General features: G+C 64.4%; 20 protein-coding genes. 7 read left to right on the top strand and 13 right to left on the bottom strand.

The window, feature by feature from the left end:
* Positions 1-14: 14 nt before the first annotated feature.
* The 4 genes from H1D44_RS17915 to H1D44_RS17930 form a co-directional block, all read right to left on the bottom strand.
* Complete coding sequence (locus H1D44_RS17915) at positions 15-698, bottom strand: DDE-type integrase/transposase/recombinase (RefSeq protein ID WP_275299108.1); 684 nt, start codon at positions 696-698, stop codon at positions 15-17.
* A gap of 176 nt (positions 699-874) precedes the next feature.
* Positions 875-2,467 carry a methyl-accepting chemotaxis protein gene (locus tag H1D44_RS17920; RefSeq protein WP_181516546.1) on the bottom strand — a complete coding sequence of 531 codons (1,593 nt, stop codon included), beginning with the start codon at positions 2,465-2,467 and terminating at the stop codon, positions 875-877.
* A 256-nt stretch (positions 2,468-2,723) separates the two neighbouring features.
* Positions 2,724-3,602 (bottom strand): bifunctional nuclease family protein, encoded by an 879-nt coding sequence (locus H1D44_RS17925; protein WP_238984572.1) that lies wholly within the window; start codon positions 3,600-3,602, stop codon positions 2,724-2,726.
* Between the two features lie 77 nt (positions 3,603-3,679).
* On the bottom strand, positions 3,680-4,432 hold the full coding sequence (locus H1D44_RS17930) for an SDR family NAD(P)-dependent oxidoreductase (RefSeq protein ID WP_181516548.1): 753 nt from the start codon (positions 4,430-4,432) through the stop codon (positions 3,680-3,682).
* A 252-nt stretch (positions 4,433-4,684) separates the two neighbouring features.
* Between H1D44_RS17930 and H1D44_RS17935 the strand changes: the two genes are divergently transcribed.
* Complete coding sequence (locus H1D44_RS17935) at positions 4,685-6,667, top strand: acyl CoA:acetate/3-ketoacid CoA transferase (protein WP_181516550.1); 1,983 nt, start codon at positions 4,685-4,687, stop codon at positions 6,665-6,667.
* 72 nt (positions 6,668-6,739) lie between these two features.
* A complete protein-coding gene (locus H1D44_RS17940; RefSeq protein WP_181516551.1) occupies positions 6,740-8,017 on the top strand; it encodes an MgtC/SapB family protein in 1,278 nt (425 codons plus the stop codon).
* Here H1D44_RS17940 and H1D44_RS17945 read toward each other — a convergent pair.
* From H1D44_RS17945 to H1D44_RS17955, 3 genes are all read right to left on the bottom strand, one after another.
* Positions 8,014-8,376 (bottom strand): DUF1428 domain-containing protein, encoded by a 363-nt coding sequence (locus H1D44_RS17945; protein ID WP_181516553.1) that lies wholly within the window; start codon positions 8,374-8,376, stop codon positions 8,014-8,016. The two genes, H1D44_RS17940 and H1D44_RS17945, sit on opposite strands and share 4 nt — an antisense overlap.
* Positions 8,377-8,456: 80 nt before the next feature.
* Entirely contained in the window at positions 8,457-9,665 is a 1,209-nt protein-coding gene (locus H1D44_RS17950) for an RNA polymerase sigma factor (RefSeq protein ID WP_238984573.1), read from the bottom strand.
* Positions 9,666-9,672: 7 nt separating this feature from the next.
* Entirely contained in the window at positions 9,673-10,032 is a 360-nt protein-coding gene (locus H1D44_RS17955; RefSeq protein WP_181516555.1) for a YciI family protein, read from the bottom strand.
* Positions 10,033-10,235: 203 nt separating this feature from the next.
* Here H1D44_RS17955 and H1D44_RS17960 point away from each other — a divergent pair, with 203 nt between their 5' ends.
* Complete coding sequence (locus H1D44_RS17960; RefSeq protein WP_181516557.1) at positions 10,236-10,547, top strand: cupin domain-containing protein; 312 nt, start codon at positions 10,236-10,238, stop codon at positions 10,545-10,547.
* On the opposite strand, the gene H1D44_RS17965 is transcribed toward H1D44_RS17960, so the two are convergent.
* Positions 10,544-11,185, bottom strand: coding sequence for a nitroreductase family protein (locus H1D44_RS17965; protein WP_181516559.1), 642 nt, complete (start codon positions 11,183-11,185; stop codon positions 10,544-10,546). The two genes, H1D44_RS17960 and H1D44_RS17965, sit on opposite strands and share 4 nt — an antisense overlap.
* A gap of 14 nt (positions 11,186-11,199) precedes the next feature.
* Positions 11,200-12,141 (bottom strand): DMT family transporter, encoded by a 942-nt coding sequence (locus H1D44_RS17970; RefSeq protein ID WP_181516561.1) that lies wholly within the window; start codon positions 12,139-12,141, stop codon positions 11,200-11,202.
* Positions 12,142-12,210: 69 nt separating this feature from the next.
* Between H1D44_RS17970 and H1D44_RS17975 the strand changes: the two genes are divergently transcribed.
* The gene (locus H1D44_RS17975; RefSeq protein WP_181516563.1) at positions 12,211-12,702 is read left to right on the top strand and encodes a MarR family winged helix-turn-helix transcriptional regulator; all 492 of its coding nucleotides are present in this window, start codon (positions 12,211-12,213) and stop codon (positions 12,700-12,702) included.
* A 5-nt stretch (positions 12,703-12,707) separates the two neighbouring features.
* Here H1D44_RS17975 and ogt read toward each other — a convergent pair whose 3' ends face one another.
* Both ogt and H1D44_RS17985 read right to left on the bottom strand, forming a co-directional pair.
* Positions 12,708-13,232 (bottom strand): methylated-DNA--[protein]-cysteine S-methyltransferase, encoded by a 525-nt coding sequence (ogt, locus tag H1D44_RS17980; RefSeq protein ID WP_181516565.1) that lies wholly within the window; start codon positions 13,230-13,232, stop codon positions 12,708-12,710.
* A gap of 4 nt (positions 13,233-13,236) precedes the next feature.
* A complete protein-coding gene (locus H1D44_RS17985; RefSeq protein WP_181516567.1) occupies positions 13,237-14,199 on the bottom strand; it encodes a DNA-3-methyladenine glycosylase family protein in 963 nt (320 codons plus the stop codon).
* 159 nt (positions 14,200-14,358) lie between these two features.
* Between H1D44_RS17985 and H1D44_RS17990 the strand changes: the two genes are divergently transcribed.
* The 3 genes from H1D44_RS17990 to H1D44_RS18000 are packed head-to-tail and all read left to right on the top strand — an operon-like array spanning position 14,359 to position 16,171.
* Positions 14,359-14,823, top strand: a complete 465-nt coding sequence (locus H1D44_RS17990) for a GNAT family N-acetyltransferase (RefSeq protein WP_181516568.1) — start codon at positions 14,359-14,361, stop codon at positions 14,821-14,823.
* Positions 14,824-14,834: 11 nt separating this feature from the next.
* Positions 14,835-15,446, top strand: coding sequence for an FMN-binding negative transcriptional regulator (locus H1D44_RS17995; protein ID WP_181516570.1), 612 nt, complete (start codon positions 14,835-14,837; stop codon positions 15,444-15,446).
* Positions 15,443-16,171: a GNAT family N-acetyltransferase gene (locus H1D44_RS18000; RefSeq protein ID WP_181516572.1), complete on the top strand. Its 729-nt coding sequence runs from the start codon at positions 15,443-15,445 to the stop codon at positions 16,169-16,171. The genes H1D44_RS17995 and H1D44_RS18000 overlap by 4 nt, the downstream gene beginning before the upstream one ends.
* On the opposite strand, the gene pdxR is transcribed toward H1D44_RS18000, so the two are convergent.
* Positions 16,163-17,722: a MocR-like pyridoxine biosynthesis transcription factor PdxR gene (gene pdxR, locus H1D44_RS18005; protein WP_181516574.1), complete on the bottom strand. Its 1,560-nt coding sequence runs from the start codon at positions 17,720-17,722 to the stop codon at positions 16,163-16,165. The two genes, H1D44_RS18000 and pdxR, sit on opposite strands and share 9 nt — an antisense overlap.
* The gene (locus H1D44_RS18010) at positions 17,706-18,716 is read right to left on the bottom strand and encodes a GGDEF domain-containing protein (protein WP_181516576.1); all 1,011 of its coding nucleotides are present in this window, start codon (positions 18,714-18,716) and stop codon (positions 17,706-17,708) included. Before H1D44_RS18010 ends, pdxR begins: the two co-directional genes overlap by 17 nt.
* Between the last annotated feature and the right edge of the window lie 26 nt (positions 18,717-18,742).

The raw sequence follows: 18,742 nt of genomic DNA on the forward strand, positions 1-18,742 counted from the left end.
TGCTGATGTCTGAGCTATGCTGACATCAGTAAGGATCTTTTTGTCCATGATGCAACGGCAACCGCAGGTAGCCCGTTGTCGGTCAGTACCGTCTGGATCTTGAAGGGCGCCTTCTTCTCCACTTGCTTCATAAACGCCCGAGCATCCTTCGCGGACTGGCTGCGTCGCACCTCCAGGTAGACCCAGCGTGTCGCACGGTCGATGGCAACGTACAGGTAGCGCTTCTGCTCCTCGTCGGGCATCTGAGGCAGGTGCTTGATGTCGATATGCACGTAGCCCGGCTCATAGTCCTTGAAGGGCTTGTGCCGGGGTTTCTCGTCGCCACCGGCATCCTGCCGCGCCAGTTCCGCCAGCGTCGGAACCTCACGCCGTTTGAGCATGCGATGCAGGGCGGAGCGCGACAAGCCGGGGTTCAGGAACTCACGCGCCACGACGAGGAGGTCATCCAGGCCGAGGCGCAGGAACTCACGAGCCGTGATCAGCACCTCCTCCTGCTCAGCTGTGAGCGTGGCCAGGAGGTTGTGACGGGTATGCGATCGGTCATAGACATCGTCGCGGTAACGCCATCGCCGGATGGTCGCAGTAGCTACGCCATACTGCCGGGCCAGCTCGCTATCCGTGATGCTGGAGGGGGCTGCCTGGATCTCGGCACGGATCTTCGGTGTCGTCGTCGCTTGTTTATGCAGCTTGATGTCCATGAACCTGTTCCCGGATGAATTGCTGAAGAAGCTCCCTGGCGGCTAGCAAAGGATAACTCCTATAGGCGATTTGATCATCCGGGACCCTACAATTAACCTCCAATATCAAGTCGTCATGCTGCAGCCGAGCGTTTCTTACAACAGCTTTGCTACACCTCCGGCTGAAGTGCCGGCGGCTACGCCGTGATCTCAGGCTGCAGCTCACGACCGTCGCTGACGGTGCGGAAGGCACGAATGGCATTGATTAGCTGATGCGTCTCGGCAGCCAGTGCCTGGGTGGACGCATCGGTCGCCTGCATCTGGCTCGTCGTGTGCTGTACCCCATGCTCCATTGTGCTCAGCGCGCTGGCGATCTGGGCAATGCCACTGCTCTGCTCCACCGAAGCTGCGCTGATCTCGCCCATGATGTCATTGACGCGATTGCTCGCCTCGACCACCCGCGCAATAGCTCCTGCGGTATCCTCCACTACCTTGCCACCCGCCTCGATCTCGCTGTTGGTGGCCTCGATGAGTCGGTGTATCGCCTTGGCCGCCTCGGCGGAACGGTTGGCCAAGGTGCGTACCTCGCTGGCTACGACGCCAAACCCCTTGCCATGTTCGCCGGCCCGCGCCGCCTCGACCGAAGCATTCAGTGCCAGGATATTGGTCTGAAACGCGATGGTATCGATCAGCGAGACGGTCTCTGTCATATGCCTGGCGCTATCGGTGATGGCCGCCATGCGCTGAACGACCCGGGCCATGCCCTCGCCGGAGTCCCGCACTTCCTTCACGTTGGACAGCGCCAGCTGACTTGCCTGCCGGGCATGGTCGGCATTCTGTGTGACGGTTGCGGTGAGCTGCTCGGTACTGGCCGCTGTCTGCTGTACCGAGGTGGCCAGGTTCTCGCTTTCACGGGTGATCGAGGCGTTGCTCTGGCGAATGCCAGCCACCGAGGGGCTGACCCGCTCGGTGCCATGATTCACGTCCTGAACAATGCCGCCCAGCCCCTTTTTCATAGTCGCCAAGGCCTCGACAAGCTGACCAACATCATCACGGCCGTGCGCAGGTGGTTCAACGGTGAGGTTACCCGCCGCCACTTGCAGCACGAACCCCCTCAAGCTCTTGATGGCACGAGGGATGCGCGCCCAGACACTCATACCCAGTCCCAGCACTAGTGCAAGCGCCAGCAAGCCGGCGCCAAGCGGCAGCAGCTCACTGGATAGTCGCCACTGATGGAATAACAGCCCCCCTATCGTGGCGGTGGCCACCAGGGTCAGCAGGCGCGTCTGCAGCGTCGCCGAGCGCCAATGCACCCCGGCGAGCCAGGCCAGCGGGTGGCGACGACATATCTGGCCTCTCTGCAGCGTGTAGCGCTTGCCCTTGCCATCACGCCAGGCACTGTAGACGGCCTCGGCCAGCTTCACTTCTGCGGGCGCAGGCTTGACCCGCAGCGAAGCGTAGCCGACCACGCGCCCCTGCTCCTTGAGCGCCACGGCATTGGCACGCACCCAGTAGTGGTCGCCATTCTTGCGCCGATTCTTGACCAGCCCCGACCACACCTCGCCGCGCCGGATGGTAGCCCAGAAATCGGCAAAGGCCGCCGGTGGCATATCGGGATGTCGCACGAGGTTGTGGTTGGCCCCCAGCAGCGCTTCCAGGCTGAAGCCGCTGACCCGGACGAAGGAGGGGTTGGCGTAAGTGATCTGTCCTTTGAGATTGGTGCGGGAAATCAACAGGTCGTCATCCGCCAGCGGGTACTCGACCTGTGTCACGGGAAAATTAATGCGCATACCAGCCCCTTGCAGTTGTCTTGATCATGATCCTGAAAGCCGCACCATGCAGGAGGCATTTCATTCACGACCGCGATGCGGCACGTGGGTAGACCAGAAGGCTTGTTTAAAGTATCTGATGGAATATTGCATTAGAAAACCAGCTAGCCTCAGCACCTATAGCGGCCGAAAAAGGAATAACTTGAGGCTGACTTGCTTAATTTTTATTAGCAGCCATTAATCTAAAGTAACAAAACAAATGAATGTTACGCAGACATTATGTGCGTATTCCGGGCACGTCCTGTCGCGGCCGCGGCATGGGTTCTCGCGGAGGCACATCGGTGGTGACCTCCAGCTCGTGCTCTTCGCCTTCCTGCCAATAGCGCAGCCTGGCATCTTCATCGACGGGCGTATCACGAACCAGCTCAAGATAGCTCAGCGGCGTCTCGGGCACTTCGCCATTCACTTCGAGCAGCAAGGCACCGGGTTGAAGGCCAGCCTCGGCGGCCGGTCCACGCACGTCGTTGACCAGCACGCCAGGCTGGTCAGGCAGGCCCAGCGCCTCGCGCAGGTCATCGGTGACCGGCGCCACGGTAATGCCCAAGGCCACCACGACCTGATCATCAAGCCCTTCGTACTCGATGTCCCGGGCCGCCTCAAGCACCTGCGGAGCCACGTGGATGCTTGCCCCCGCCTGGATGGCCAGGGCGATGGCATCACTGGGACGGCTGTCGATACGCAGCTTGTCGTCACTCCCCGGAAGGCTCAGTTCGAGCATGCCGAGGAAGGTATGATCGACGATGGCATCGACATAGACCCGCTCCAGCCTGGCCTCGAGCCCGTCAAGCACGTCGTTGAGCAGGTCGTGGGTCATAGGACGCTGAGAGCGCTCTCCAGCGAGGCCACGCAGGATCGCTCCGGCCTCGTTCGGGCCAATAAAGATGGGAATGACCTCGCGCTCACCCGGCTCGCGCAGCAGAACCACGGGCGGTCCGCCGAAACCGGCGAGCCCCACGGTGGCCACTTCCACTTCGACCATCTCGTCGATCTCGGCGGCAAGCTCACGCGCGCCTGCTCCCAGGCTCAGTGCCAGCAGCATCACGCCGCAAAGCAGGGATAACAGGCGACTCGCGGAACCGGAAACAGGCAAGGACATCGTGGCTCTCCCGAAAGGCGAAAGGGTCGCCCTTCAGCATGGCAGCCTTGCGGCCGCCCTGCCATCCTTCCCGCTTGCTACGACTTGCCGGCAGTAAAGCCGCCGTCGACCATCAGGTGAGCACCGGTGACAAAGCTGGCCTCGTCGCTGGCCAGGAACAGGAAAGCATTTGCCACCTCTTCCGGGCGTCCCAGCCGGCCGAGAGGATGGAGCCCGATGAGCCCTTGCAGCAGCGCGTCATCGAGCTCCGCGAGCAGCGGCGTGTCGATGTAGCCCGGGCCGATGGCATTGACGCGCACGCCTTTCGGCGCTGCTTCGATGGCCAGGGTGCGGGTCAGGTTGACCACGCCACCCTTGGCCGCCGTGTAGGCCGCGGTCTGGGACTGACCAAAGACGCCCAGAATCGAGGCGCAGTTGACAATACTGCCACTGCCCTGAGGATACATGACCCGAAGCGCCGCCCTGGCCACGCGGAAGACGCCGTTCAGATTGATATCGATGACACGCAGAAAGTCCTCGTCGCTCACCTCGTCGGAAGGGGCGATACCGCCAATACCGGCGTTGTTGAAGACGGCGTCCACACGCCCGAACTCGGCCACCGCATCCTGGAATAGCCTGTCTACCTGCTGGGTATCGGCGACGTCCGCCGAGATGAACAGGCAGCGCCCGGGAAACTCGCCGTCCAATGCGGCGGCTCGCGCCTGACCATCGCTAGACGCAATATCGGAGAGCACCACATCGGCCCCCTCGGCCAGGCAACGCTCCACGCTGGCCAGCCCAATGCCGCTGGCCCCACCTGTCACGATGACGCTCTTGCCCTTCAGTCGCATGACTTTCTCCGTCAGATGCTTTGCATTCATTGCCTGGCCCTGTCTAGCAGCACTGGCTCAATCCCCCCATGGGCTTATGCAGTGTAACGAATATATGCCCATAGGCGAGAGAGCTCCATGGTGGCCTGGGCTTATTCCCAGCACCTTGACTCGCATCATAATCTTCCCACCCAACGGGCCTATTGCTCTGTGTCAAGTGTGGTTGAGCCGGGCATGGTAACGTGATTCGATCCGGCAGAGAGGAGCAGAACAATGCAACCAGACACCCATCCCCTGCTGTCCCGCCGCCCCTTCACCGAAAAGGGCAAAGTGGTTTCCGCACGGGAAGCGGTGGAGCTGATCCGCACCGGGGACGCCGTGGCCACCGGTGGTTTCGTCGGCATCGGCTTCGCGGAGCACTTGGCGGTTGCGCTGGAAGAGCGCTTTCTGGAAACCGGCGAGCCCCGTGACCTCACCCTGATGTATGCAGCGGGCCAGGGCGATGGCAAGTCACGAGGACTCAACCACTTCGGCCATGAAGGGCTGGTAAAAAAGGTAATCGGCGGTCACTGGGGCTTGGTGCCGGCACTGCAGAGACTGGCCATCGAGGGACACATACAGGCCTGGAACCTGCCCCAGGGGGTGATTTCCCACCTGTTTCGCGATATCGCCGCCGGCAAGCCCGGCACCCTGACCCGGGTGGGGCTCGGCACCTTCGTCGACCCACGCCTGGGCGGCGGCAAGATCAACGACATTACCACCGAGGATCGTGTCACCCTTCTGCCCATCGACGGCGAGGAATATCTCTTCTACCCGGCCCTGCCGCTGCAGGTCGCGCTGCTTCGTGGCACCACCGCCGACACCCTGGGCAACGTGACCATGGAACGCGAGGCCCTGGTGCTGGAATCGCTGGCCATCGCCACGGCGGTACGCAATTCCGGCGGCGTGGTGATCGTGCAGGTGGAGCGTCTGGCCGAGCGCGGAACCCTATCGCCAAAGGACGTGCGCATACCCGGCGTGCTGGTGGATTGCATCGTGATCTGCGAGGAGCCAGAGCATCATTGGCAGACCTTCAGCACCGCCTATAACCCCGCCTTTTCCGGCGAGATCAAGGCGCCCATGGCGGCCCCGGAACGCATGCCGCTCTCGGCACGCAAGATCATCGCCCGACGCGCCGCCTTCGAGCTTGCAGCCAACAGCGTGGTGAACCTGGGCATCGGCATGCCCGAAGGCATCAGCTCGGTGGCAAGCGAGGAGCGCATCCTCGAACTACTGACCCTGACCGCCGAGCCTGGCGTGATTGGCGGTCTACCTGCCGGCGGGCTCAACTTCGGCGCGGCCCTGAACACTCAGGCCATCATCGACCAGCCGGCCCAGTTCGACTTCTACGACGGCGGTGGCCTGGACATCGCCTTTCTCGGCATGGCCCAGGTCGATGCCGAGGGCAACGTGAACGTCTCGCGCTTCGGCAAGCGCCTGGCCGGCGCCGGGGGCTTCATCAACATCAGCCAGAACGCCCGCAAGGTCGTGTTCATGGGCACCTTCACGGCCAGCCGGGAGGAGCTCGCCATCATCGACGGCGCCCTGCGGCTGCCGGCAGGCGGCGCCCGCAAGTTCGTCGCCGAGGTGGAACAGCGCACCTTCAGCGGCCAATTGGCGGCACGGGACGAGAAACCAGTCCGCTATGTCACCGAGCGCTGCGTGTTCGAGCTCACTACCGCCGGGCTGGCCCTCGTCGAGATTGCCCCCGGGGTCGAGCTGGAACGGGACATCCTTGCTCAGATGGACTTCACGCCGCTGATGCCACGGCCACTGCAGCCGATGGACGCGCGCATCTTCCGGCCTGAGCCGATGGGGCTGCGAGAGGAGCTGCTCGCCATGCCGCTGAAAAGCCGCTTTCACTTCGCGCCGGACGAGGACCTGCTGTTCATCAACTTCGAGAACCTGCGCATCGCGAGCCACGCCGATATCGATGCCATTCGCGACACGGTCGAGGCTCTGCTGGCCCCGCTGGGCCGCAGGGTCTATGCCTACGTCAACTACGATCACTTTCGCATCGACGATCACCTGCTGGCTGCCTACTCGGAGATGGTTCACGACCTCGAGTACCGCTTTTACCACCGGGTCACCCGCTACACCACCAGCAGCTTCATGCGCAGGAAGCTGGGCCACGCCTTGGAGGCACGAGCCGTGGCTCCCCACATCTACGAGAGTGCTGACGAGGCGCGCCAGCACCTTAAAGACGGGGAGCCCTGACCCAGGCCGATTTGAACCCCGCGCTTTCGCCTTCCACGCTAGAGGAAACGCTTTCCAGGGAAAGGAAACGCCATGGACGATCTTGCCAGCGACTTTCTGGCCGATAACGCCGTGCTTGTGGAACTTGCCGTGGCGCTATTGCTGGGCGCGCTGATCGGCATCGAGCGGGGCTGGTCCGCCCGCGAGCGCGAGTGGGGCGAGCGGGTGGCGGGCATACGCACCCATGCTCTGGTAGGGCTGTTCGGCGGCATTGCAGCGCTGCTTTCGGAGACGCTCATGCCCTGGGCCTTCCCCTTGATCTTCCTGGCGATTGCCGGCATCGCGCTGGTCGGCTACCGGGCCAGCATGGAGAAGAGCGGGGACTACAGCATCACCGGCCTGATCGGCCTGCTGCTGACCTTCTGCTTCGGCGCCCTGGCGGTAGGTGTCGACATAGCGCTGGCGACAGCCTGCGCCGTGGTCACCGCGCTGATCCTCGACAACAAGCGTGAGATCCATGGCCTGCTCTACAAGTTACGCTCCAACGAACTCGATGCTGCCTTGAAACTGCTGCTGATCAGCGTAGTAGTCCTGCCGCTGTTGCCCAATGAGGACATGGGGCCCGGCGGCGTGCTCAACCCTTACGAGATCTGGTGGCTGGTGGTGCTGATCGCCTCGATCTCCTTCATCGGCTACTTTGCGGTGCGCCTGGGCGGCACGGAGAAGGGGATCCTGTTTACCGGCCTCTTCGCGGGACTCACCTCCTCCACCGCTCTTACCCTGCAGTACGCTCGCCAGGCGCGCCGCGAACCGCAGCTCGCGCCCATGCTGGCCGCCGGCATCCTGCTGGCCTGCGGCACCATGCTGCCCCGGCTGCTACTCTACGCCGCCCTGATCCGCCCAGCCCTGCTGTCTCAGCTGTTGGTTCCGCTCACCGCCATGGGGCTGACGCTTTATCTTCCAGCACTGTGGTTATGGCGGCGTCACCGTCATGACATCACGGCCGACCGCCCCATGACTCAGAACCCCCTTGAGCTGCGCGCAGCACTGCTGCTTGGTGCCCTGCTGGCAGTGGTCATGGTGCTGGGCGAGTGGCTGCGTGCCTGGCTGGGCGATGCCGGCATCTACCTGCTGGCCGCCGTGTCTGGAACCGCTGACGTGCATGCCGTGGCGCTATCGTTGAGCCGCATGGCCACCAGCTCGATCGAACTCTCCACTGCCGTCGTCGGGATCGTGCTGGCCGCCTCGATGAACAACCTGTTCAAGGTGGTATTGACCCTGGGCACAGGCACCGGCTACCTGACCCGCTGTATCACCGGGCCCATGCTGGCCTCTGCAGTGGCGGGGCTTGGCGTGGCATGGCTGCTCTAGGGCAGACGCAGCAGCTCGCGAAAACCGCCCCAGATCATTCGCTTGCCATCGAAGGGGTGATTGGCCGGGTCCATCATGTCCGCCATGCGTGGGTCTTCCATCACCTTGGCATTGATGCGATCGCGCTCCTCTCGCGAGGGGTAGAGAATCCAGGCGAAGATCACCGTCTCTCCCGGCTCGAGCTTGACGCTCTGTGGAAAGGAGGTATGCACGCCCGGCTTGACGTCATCGGCCACGCACTCCACATATTCCAGCGCACCGAGATCTCGCCAGACCTCCCCGGCCTTCCGGGCCATCTCCAGATAGGCATCGAGATTGCCTTCTGGCACCGGTAATACGAATCCATCGACGTAGCTCATGGTCTTCTCTCCAATGGTTGAGCGAGCCCGAATGGCTGAGCTCATGGATTCATCGAACCGACGCCCAGCAAATCGACATCTCACAGCGGTACCGCGACTTCACGCAGGCGACGTTCGAGGAAGCGCCGTTCGGCGCCTTGGGTCACCAGCCTCAGCGCCTGGCGGTACTGCTCGGCCGCCTCTTCATGGCGCCCCAGCCGCCGCAATAGGTCGGCACGCGTGGCGGGCAACAGGTGATAGCCGGGCAGGTGAATCTTGTCGAGCTGCTCCAGGCCCGCTTGCAGCCCATCGGCCATGGCCACCGCCACGGCTCGATTGAGCGCTACCACAGGCGTAGGCTGGATGGTGTAAAGCAAGCTGTAGAGTGCGGCGATGCGCCGCCAGTCGGTGTCATCAGGCGTCGCCGCCTCGGCGTGCAATGCGGCGATGGCAGCCTGCACTGCATAGCCACCGGGCATGCCGCCACGCAGCGCGATCCCCACGTGAGCACTGCCCTCCTCAATCTCATCGGCGTGCCAGCGCGAGCGATCCTGATCATCCAGCAACACGATATCGCCGGTCGAGTCGGTACGTGCATCGCGCCGGGCATGATGCAGCAGCATCAGCGCCAGCAGCCCCCGCGCCTCACGCTCCGCCGGTAGCAGCCGCACCAGCATGCGTCCCAGCCGAATCGCCTCGCGACACAGATCGCCGCGCACCCAGTCGTCACCGAAGCTGGCCGCATAGCCTTCGTTGAAGATCAGGTAGATCACTGCCAACACCGGCTCCAGGCGCTCGCCCAAGGCGGCGTCGTCGGGCACCTCGAAAGGAATGCCGGCATCGCGAATCTTGGCCTTGGCCCGCACCAGGCGCTGGGCCAAAGTCGGCACCGGCACCATGAAGGCCCGGGCGATCTCCTCGGTACGCAGCCCACCCACGGTATGCAGCGTGAGTGCCACCTGGGCGGGGCGGGCCAGGGCGGGGTGACAGCAGGCAAAGATCAGGCGCAGGCCGTCGAGGGGCTCGGCTTCGAGGTCGTGGTCCAGCAGCAGCTCCAGATGCTGACGCAGCTCGTCGCCCTTGCGCTCGCGCATCTGCTGGTGGCGCAGCTGGTCGACTACCTTGTGGCGCGCGGTGGCGATCAGCCACGAGGTCGGGTTCGGCGGCCAGCCCTCGGCCGGCCACTGCACCATTGCCGCCTCGAAGGCCGCCTGCACGGCATCCTCGGCCAGCTCGAAGTGACCGAAGCGGCGAATCAGGCTGGCCAGCACGCGGCCATATTCGCGACGATACAGCTCATCCAGAGACACGCAGTCCTCACAAGCGATAGGCGGGATCCACCGGCCTCACCTCCACCGAACCGCCGACCCGCAGCGGCGGTATACGCCGAGCCAGCGCCAGGGCCTCGTCCAGGTCGCGACACTCCACCACGTGAAAGCCGCCCAGCTGCTCGCGACTCTCGGCGAAGGGGCCGTCCAGCATCACCGTATTGCCGTTCTGCTCGCGCAGGGTGGTGGCCGAGGCCACCGTCTGCAGCCGAGCCCCGCCACGATAGTGCCCGCTGGTGACCATTTCCTGGATCAAGGCGTGGTAATCGGTCATGACGGCATCGCGTTCGGCATCGGGCAGGCCGTTCCACAGCGCCTCGTCGATACAGCACATCAGCATGTATTGCATGGGACTTCCTCCAGTAAGCGCAGCCTCATGGCTGCCTGATAAGGGATCGAACCAGCATGCCGTGAATCGACAGGCGAGACATCATCATGGCGCACCGGGCAGCCAGCGCTGAAACAACGACCTCGAGGTCGCGTGGTTTGTGTAAAGCCAGCATTGGCTTAGTATGGATCTCTCAGCTTGCGCCTACACAATCAAGGAAGCCGATGAAAATCACCCGCAGCCGGGACTTCACCGCCGAGCGTGCCTGGGGAGCCCAGAACATCGCCAACATGAATGGCATCACCACCCGACTGCACTGGACCGACCAGCCCTACCGCTGGCACATCAACGACGGCGAGGAAGTCTTCGTTGTCCTCGATGGCCAGGTGGAAATGCGCTATCGCTGCGAAGGTGTCGAGCATAGCCAACTGCTGGAAGTGGGCGATATCTTCTATGCCTCGGTAGGTACCGAGCATGTCGCAAGCCCAGTCGGCGAAGCCCGGGTACTGGTGATCGAAAAGGAAGGTAGCGTCTAGGCCCCGCTCAACTCCACCACGAACCGCTCCTTGGGCCAGCGCACCTTGGCCTGCCCGGCCAGGCGATCTTGTTGCGTATCGCGATAGCCAAGCGCCAACAACACCACACTGCGCAGGCCCTGCTCTTCGAGCCCCAGCAGGGCATCCAGCGCGGCAGGATCGAACCCCTCCATCGGCGAGGCATCGACTCGCTGCACTGCCGCGGCGGTCAAGGCCGTACCCAGGGCAATATAGGCCTGCCGAGCCGCCCACTGCTGCCGCGCCTCGGGCGTAGCGAAGCCGGCGACGGCGTCATGCAGTGCCTGCCGATACCCTTCCAACTCTTTCGGATCGAGGCCGCGGGAGGCGGCTGTCAGTTCGATCAGCTCATCCACGTGTCGTCCATCGACCTCGGACCAGGCGGCAAAGATCAGCAGATGGGAGCATTCGCTGACCTGGGGCTGGTCGCAGGCTTTACCCCGGATACGCTCGCGCAGTGCCGGCGCTTCGATCACCAGCACGCTGTAGGGCTGAAGCCCGTAGGAGGATGGCGCCAGGTGCGCCGCATCGAGGATGTTGTCCAGCGCTTCTCGCGCCACCTTCGTTCCATTCATGCGCTTGGCGGCATAGCGCCAGTGCAGGGCTTCCATGACGGACATGATTTTCTCCCGGTTCAAGGTTTCGCCACGGCCAGCGTCGGCGGTGACGTGTGTTGCGAAGCGCCACGGTGGAACAGTCCAGCACCGAGGGCTACCAGTACCCCCGCCAAGCCGAGGAAGGGCGGCACCGATTCACCCAGCAGCAAGACGGCGACCAGGGTACCGACCAGGGCCGCCACCATGCCGATCTGGCTGAGGTAGACGGGGCCGGCGATTTTCTGCAGCACGAAGTAGAAGACGTAGAGCACGGTGAAGACGGCAACCTCGGCAAGCAGCAGCCGGATCACATCGCCAGAGCCGAGCAATTGTGCGAATTGACGCGCCTCGAATGCCAGCACGAAGGGGGCAAGCGCTAGAGCGCCACCCAGCATCATCAACGCGGCGAGATAGACCGGCCCCGCCTCACCGGGCCAGCGCAGGGTGCGGTAGATGTTGCCCAGCGCGATGATCAAGGGAATCGCCAGGACCAGCACGACCCAGCCCTGGGCACCCGACATGCCGCCCGCCTTGGCCCATGCCAGCAGCACCCCGCCCGATAGCCCCAGCAGCACACCGCTCAGTCGCAGTAAGTTCATGCGCTCCATGCCCAGGCCTACCGCCAGCATCCAGGTCACGAGGATCGGAAAGGCGAAGCTGAGCGAAACGAAGCCCGCCCCCACGTGGCGTACCGCCAGAAAACCCAGTGCATTGGGCAAGGCGAACAGCGCACCCGACACCAGCGCGTACTCGATGATGCGCCGGTCGAGCTTCATCGGCTGGCGTTGCACCGCCGCAAGCGCCAGCAGCAGCACGCCGGCACCGGCGACCGCCACCATCAGGAAGCCAAGGCGCGGTGCGCCGGCGTCATCGGCAAGCTTGGCCACGGCCAGCGAAAGCGCCAGTAGGCTGCCGACCAGCAGCAAGCAACCCAGGGCATACCAGCCGGTACGGTTGCTCGATAGCGTGGAATTGGTCATGATCGCCTCCTATAGCGCGGCAACAAGAATCTTGCCAAAAAGTATCTTGATAGGAAGATAAATATCCACATGAACCGTGTCAAGCACGCCGTTGCACAATGGCAGCGGGAAATGCCCGATCTCGACCTGCTGCCGATGGAGGTGGTGGGGTATTTGAAGACCACGCAGCTGCTCGCCCAGGAGCGGTTGCAGGTCTTTTTCAAGTCACACGGCCTGCAGGCCGGTGAGTTCGACGTGCTGGCGACGCTGCGTCGCGCAGGCGCCCCCTACCGCCTGGGGCCGACGCAGCTGTTCGAGACGCTGATGATCTCATCGGGGGGCATGACCAGTCGGCTGGATCGGCTGGAGAAGGCGGGCCTGATCGTGCGCTCGCCGAATCCCGAGGATCGACGCGGCACGCTGGTATCGCTGACCGACAAGGGCCTGGCGCTGATGGAGCGCATGATTCCCGAGCACGTCGAGAACGAGGCCAGTATGCTCGACGCCCTGAGCCGCGAAGAGCAGGAAACATTGGGCGAACTGCTCGGCAAGCTGTTGGAAGGATTGTCGGACAAGCCCTGAGCCGGCTAGCTAAATGCTAGCTCGCCCTGCACCAGCCCCCGCTCATGCTCCACCAACCAGCGCTTGCGCGGCAGCCCGCCGCCATAGCCGGTCAGGGTGCCGTTGGCGCCGATCACCCGATGGCAGGGCACCACGATGGAGATCGGGTTGGCGCCGTTGGCCAGGCCCACGGCACGGCTGGCACCGGGCCGTCCTATCCTGACGGCAAGCTCGCCGTAGCTCATGGTGGTGCCGAATGGAATGCCGCGCAGCGCCTGCCACACCAGACGCTGGAACTCGGTACCTCCGGTGGCCACCGGCAACGCATCGAGATGGGACGGGTCGCCGGCGAAGTAGGCTTCCAGGGCCTCACGAACGAGCGCGGGCGCTCTGCCTCTGGAGAGACTGTAATCGCGGTAGTGACGCGCCAGCAGGCGATGCAGACGCTCGTCGTTGCTGTCGAACTCCAGCGCTCGCAGCGCTCCCTGCTCGTCGCCGACCAGGCTCAGTTCGCCCACTGGGGACGGCATCAGATCAAGCCAGAGCTGCATCGCATCACTCCCACCTTTCTTTCGCCTGTCTCGCTTTTGCCTGCGCCGTTGCCGCATCGGCATGCCACAGGTGCATCACGGCATAGGCACGCCAGGGCCGCCAGGCCTCGGCGCGAGCGAGCAGCTCACGCGGCGTGGGGCGTCTGCCCTGCTCCGCCAGCGCCCGCTGTACGGCCACGTCCGAGGGCAGGAAGGCATCGCTCTCCCGCAGCCCTCGCATGGCGATGTAGTGCGCCGTCCAGGCACCGATACCGGGCAGCGCGCACAGCTGCGCTACGCTGTCGTCAAGCTCGCCACACTGCTCGAACAGCTGCGGCTGCTCACGGTAGGCCGAGGCCAAGCCAGCCAGGGCGTTGGCGCGTGCGCCGGGCATGCCGAGGGCCTTGATCTCAGCGAAGGTGAAGCGCTCGGGCTGAGGGAACAGCCGATCCAGGCCAGGGGCGAACGGTTCTGCTAGCCGCTCACCCAGGCGTTCGACCAGCCTCCCGGCAAGCCGAGTGGCGGCATCGACGCTGACCTGCTGGCCAAGTATCGCGCGCACGGCGATCTCGAAAGGATCCCAGCCGCCCGGCACCCGCAGCCCCGGGCGGCGCTCGACCAATGGCGCCAGGGTGGGGTCGCGACCGAGCCCCTGGCGTATTGCCTCGGGGTCGGCGTGCAGGTCGAAGAGTCGCTGCAGCCGAGCAACGATGGCGGACGGATCGATAGGCTCAGGCAGACGCAGCGTGACATGCAGCGCCGTGTCGGCCGGAGCGTGGGTAACGCTCACGGAGCCCATCGCCCCCGCCTCGTGAAAGAGACGGTGGTAGCCCTCGCCGTCGATACATTCCAGGCCGGCAATGGCGCGCCGGGCCAGGAAGCCGAGCATCGCCTGCCAGTCATAGGGTGGCCGGTAGGGCAAGCGCAGCGTCATTTCGGCTGCTGGGGTCGCGCCGCCTGCAGGGCGGGTTTCGGTCGAGAGGGTCATCGCTCCATTCTAGCCCGCTCATGGCCGATGTCCGGTGTTTTTTGCAGCCCCCTGCCAACGAAAAGTGGTTCTCCCGAATGACATCGAACTGGCTCTTAGCAAGGAACCAGATTCATACCACACTGGCCCTCACCCACCACAGCGCAAGAGGAGCCACCCATGCCCATCCGCCAAGCCACCCTTAACGATCTGGAGCCACTCAGTCAGCTGCTCGACGGCTACCGGCAGTTCTACCGCCAGCCGTCGGATCTCGAGGGTGCCCGGCAGTTCCTGCAGGCACGCCTCGAGCGCGGCGATTCGCATATCCTGGTCCACACAGGCAGCCAGGGGGAACTGCAGGGCTTCGTGCAGCTCTACCCTCTGCTTTCCACCGTTCGCCTGGCTCCGCTGTGGCTGCTCAACGATCTGTTCGTCGCCCCCGAAGCTCGTCGCAGCGGCGTCGGGCGCGCCCTGATGCAGGCCGCCAGGGAGCTCGCTCGAGCCCATGGCGTCGGCCATCTCAAGCTCGCCACCGGGATCGACAACCGCACTGCCCAGGCGCTCTACGAGTCGCTCGGCTGGCAGCGCGATACCACCTTCTACCACTACGGCCTGCTGTTCGACACTCAGGCAGACCAGATCTGAGCGGAGGCGCCATGTACGTTCCCCCATCGATGCGGCTCTCGCGTGAGCAGGCCTGGGAGCTGGTCGAACGCTACTCCTTCGCCGCGCTGATCGGCGCCGATCTGCAGGCCACCCACCTGCCCCTGACGCTGGAACGAAGCGAAGGCGAACACGGTGCGCTCTACGGCCACTTCGCCCGGGCCAACCCGCACTGGCGAGCGCTGGACGGCAACCGGGCGCTGGCGATCTTCAGCGGCCCTCACGCTTATGTCTCGCCGAGCTGGTACGCCAGCCAACCCGCCGTGCCCACCTGGAACTACCTGGCCGTGCACGCCACGGGGCGCCTGGAACTGCTGGACACCGCGGCCACGCGGGAGCTGCTCGACCACAGCCTGGCCCACTTCGAGCCCGCCCTGCTCGATTCACTGGGCCGTGAGAACGATTATCTGGAGAAGATGCAGGCCGGCGTGGTCGGCTTTCGCCTGCGCATCGAAGCGCTCGAGGGCAAGGCCAAGCTCGGCCGACAGCGCTCCCGGGCCGACCAGGAAGGGGTGGAAGCGGCCCTGGCGCAGAGCGCCGACCCCCAGGCGCGTCAGCTTTGGCGCTACATGCAGAAACTGGCAGACGAGGAGGAGCAGGCATGAGCACGGTCACGCAACCCGCAGATGCCCGGCCCCTCGGCGCCGCCCTGCCCGAATGGCAGCCAGCAAGCAGGCCGCAGCGCGCTCCCCTGCTGGGCGAGCGAGCTCGCCTCGAACCACTGTCGGCCGAGCGCCATGGGAGCTCGCTGTTCGCCGCCTTTGTGTTGCCCGGCGAGGGGCCCCACGACACACCGCAAGCACGCTGGGCCTATTCCGGCGGCCTGCCGTTCTCCGATACCGAGCAGTGTCATGCCTGGCTAGTCGCGCGGGCGCGCAGCGAGGATCCGCTCTTCTTCGTCATCGTCGCAGCGGAATCCGGGCGGGCGCTGGGGCTGGCCAGCTATCTCAACATCGTGCCGGAACATGGCAGCATCGAGGTCGGGCATATCCATTTCACCCCCGCGCTGCGACGCACGCCGGCGGCCACCGAAGCCATGCTGCTGATGATGCGCCACGCCTTCGCCCTGGGCTACCGGCGTTATGAATGGAAGTGCGATGCGCTCAACGCCGCCTCGCGGCGTGCCGCCAAGCGTCTGGGCTTTCGCTTCGAGGGGATATTCCGTCAGCACCGGGTGGTCGGAGGACGCAACCGCGACACCGCCTGGTTCTCGCTGCTCGACGGCGAATGGCCCGTCGTCGAAGCGCAGCTAGAGCGCTGGCTCGCAAGTAACAACTTCGATGATGAGGGTCGTCAGAGGTCGTCGCTATCCGCACTAATGTCAGCTTAGGTTCAGCCATTCTCGAGCCAGCCAGCGCCCGGCCCGCTCGAGCTCGGCCTCCTCGGTGCCGGCATAGCCCAGTACGAGGCCGGGGCGAGCGGGGGTATCGAGGTAGTAGTTCGACAGCGGCGACAGCGAGATGCCCTGCTCCACGCCCCGCTGGAGCAACGCACGCTCATGTTCCGCCTCGTCGAGCCAGGCCACCAGGTGCATGCCGGCCTGCCCGTCGGAAAGGCGCAGGCCACGCGCCACGGCGGGAGCCAGCGCCTTGCGCAGCAGCGCCTGACGCCGGCGGTAGCAGTCACGCATGCGCCGAATGTGACGAGAGAACTGGCCGTTGACGATGAACTCTGCCAAGGCGGCCTGTACCGGGTACTGCCCCTCGCGGTGAAGCCGCGCGTTGGCCCGTCGGAACGGCTCGACCAAGGACTCGGGCAGTACCACATAGCCCAGGCGCAGCCCAGGATACATCACCTTGCTGAAAGTGCCCACGTAGATGACACGAGAGTCGTCGATGAGCCCCTGCAGGGCGGCGATGGGACGCTGCCCATAGCGAAACTCGCTGTCGTAGTCGTCCTCGACGACCCAGGCGCCGTGCCGCTCGGCGGCTTCCAGCAGCGCCAAGCGGCGGGACAGGCTCATGGTCGCGCCGCTGGGGTATTGATGCGAGGGTGTCACATAGATCAGTCTCGGGCTCTCGGCGCACGCCGCAGCCGAGATACTCATCCCCTCGTCGTCCACCGGCACCGCCTGCAGATCGAGTCCGGCGGCCGCGAAGCAGGCCTGAGCGCCAGGGTAACCCGGCTCTTCGATCCAGACCTTGTCACCAGGGTCGCTGAGCAACCGCGCGATCAGCTCGAAGCCCTGCTGGGCCCCCTGCACGATGAGGATCTGCTCGGGGCGACAGCGCACCGAGCGTGAGAGCTGCAGATAGTCGGCCAGCGCCTCACGCAGCGCCGGCACACCGCCCTGGGCCTGATAGGCCAGCCAGTCCCGTGGCATGCGCTGCTGATGGCGGCGCACCAGTCGCTGCCACGGGCCATGGGGGAAACGATCCAGCGCCGGCAAGCCGGGCGCCAGGATGGGGCGCTCCTGGCTGGCATGGCAGAACGCCAGCAGCGCCGTGCCGCGAGTGGAGAGCGACGGGGCATCCCCTCGCGCCGGTAACGTGCGCGACGTGGCGGACCCGGCCGCCACTGCCTGCCAGGCTGGCAGTCGAGTTGACTGCTGCGCTGTGTGAGGAAAAGGCAGATCGGCGACGAAGGTGCCCGCGCCATGGCGTGTCACCAGGAAGCCTTCGGCCAGCAGCTGATCGAAGGCGGCCAGCACCGTGTTGCGTCCCAACCCCAGCTCGCGCGCCAGCTGACGCGAAGAGGGCAGCCGCTGGCTACAAGCCAGGCGTCCCGTCTGAATCCACTCGCGCAGCTGCTGATAGAGACGCGTGGCCAGCGGTTGGGGTGAGCCTTCTGCCAACGTCAAGTCCAGCGCATCGGCCAGCCATTCGGCCTGGCCAGGGCAAGCAGGCACCGATAAAGGCGTCCTATCAACTATCCCATCCATCCGAGATCACCCGATTGCGCCCCGTCCGCTTGCCTTGGTAGAGATTTTCGTCAGCACGATGCAGGATGGCCTCGACCGTTTCCTCGACATCCTGGAACGCCGAGACCCCACAGGTGATCGTCACCTTGAAGCAGTGCTTCTCTTCCGAAGTGTACTCCTGCTCCATCACCAGCCGGCGCACCTTTTCGGCGACTTCAACCGCTTCTTCCGGCCCGGTTTCCGGCAGCAGCAGGACGAACTCCTCTCCACCGAGCCGCGCCGGAATGTCGTTCGTACGCAGCCGTTCTTGCAGCAGCTTGCCCACCTTCACCAGCACCTGGTCGCCAGCCGGGTGGCCGTGGGTATCGTTGATTCGCTTGAAGTGGTCGAAGTCGAACAGCACCACCGAGGTGGACCTGCCATAGCGGCGATAGCGAGCCAGTTCCTGCACCAGGCGCTGCATGAAGTAGCGACGATTGAACAGGCCGGTAAGTTCATCGGTTCGCGACAGCTGGCGTAGCCGCAGCTCGAGCTTCTTCTGCTCGGTGATATCACGGACCGTTCCGATCAGGATCTGCTCGTCTCCTTCGGGAGCGTAATCGGCCAGCTCATGGACCCAGCGTACCTCACCATCAGGCCGAATGATGCGATGCACGATATCATGATGGTTTTTGTGCTGAGCTCGGATCAGTGCCGCTTCGACACTCTCCAGATCCTCGGGATGCACCATGGCCTTGAAGGCTGTCAGGCTGGGGACGAAGGTCTTGGGGTCTACGCCAAAGATGTCGTAGATGACCTCGGACCAGAATAGTTCACTGGTCTTCAGGCTCAGTCGCCAGTAGCCCAGACGCGCGATCTGCTGAACGCGGTGCAGGGTCCGCTTGAGCTCGGCGATCTCCTGGCGCGCCTGCTCAAGCTCGCGCCGGAGCCGCCAGACAGAGTCGCTGGAACCGCCCGAAGTTGGAGTGTCGGGCGCCTCCTTGGCGTTACCGTGATTGTTGGAGGTGCCCTTCATTGATACCTGAGCGGTAGTTTGAAATT

Origin of the sequence: Billgrantia kenyensis, from assembly GCF_013697085.1 — a bacterium.
Lineage (GTDB): Bacteria > Pseudomonadota > Gammaproteobacteria > Pseudomonadales > Halomonadaceae > Halomonas > Halomonas kenyensis.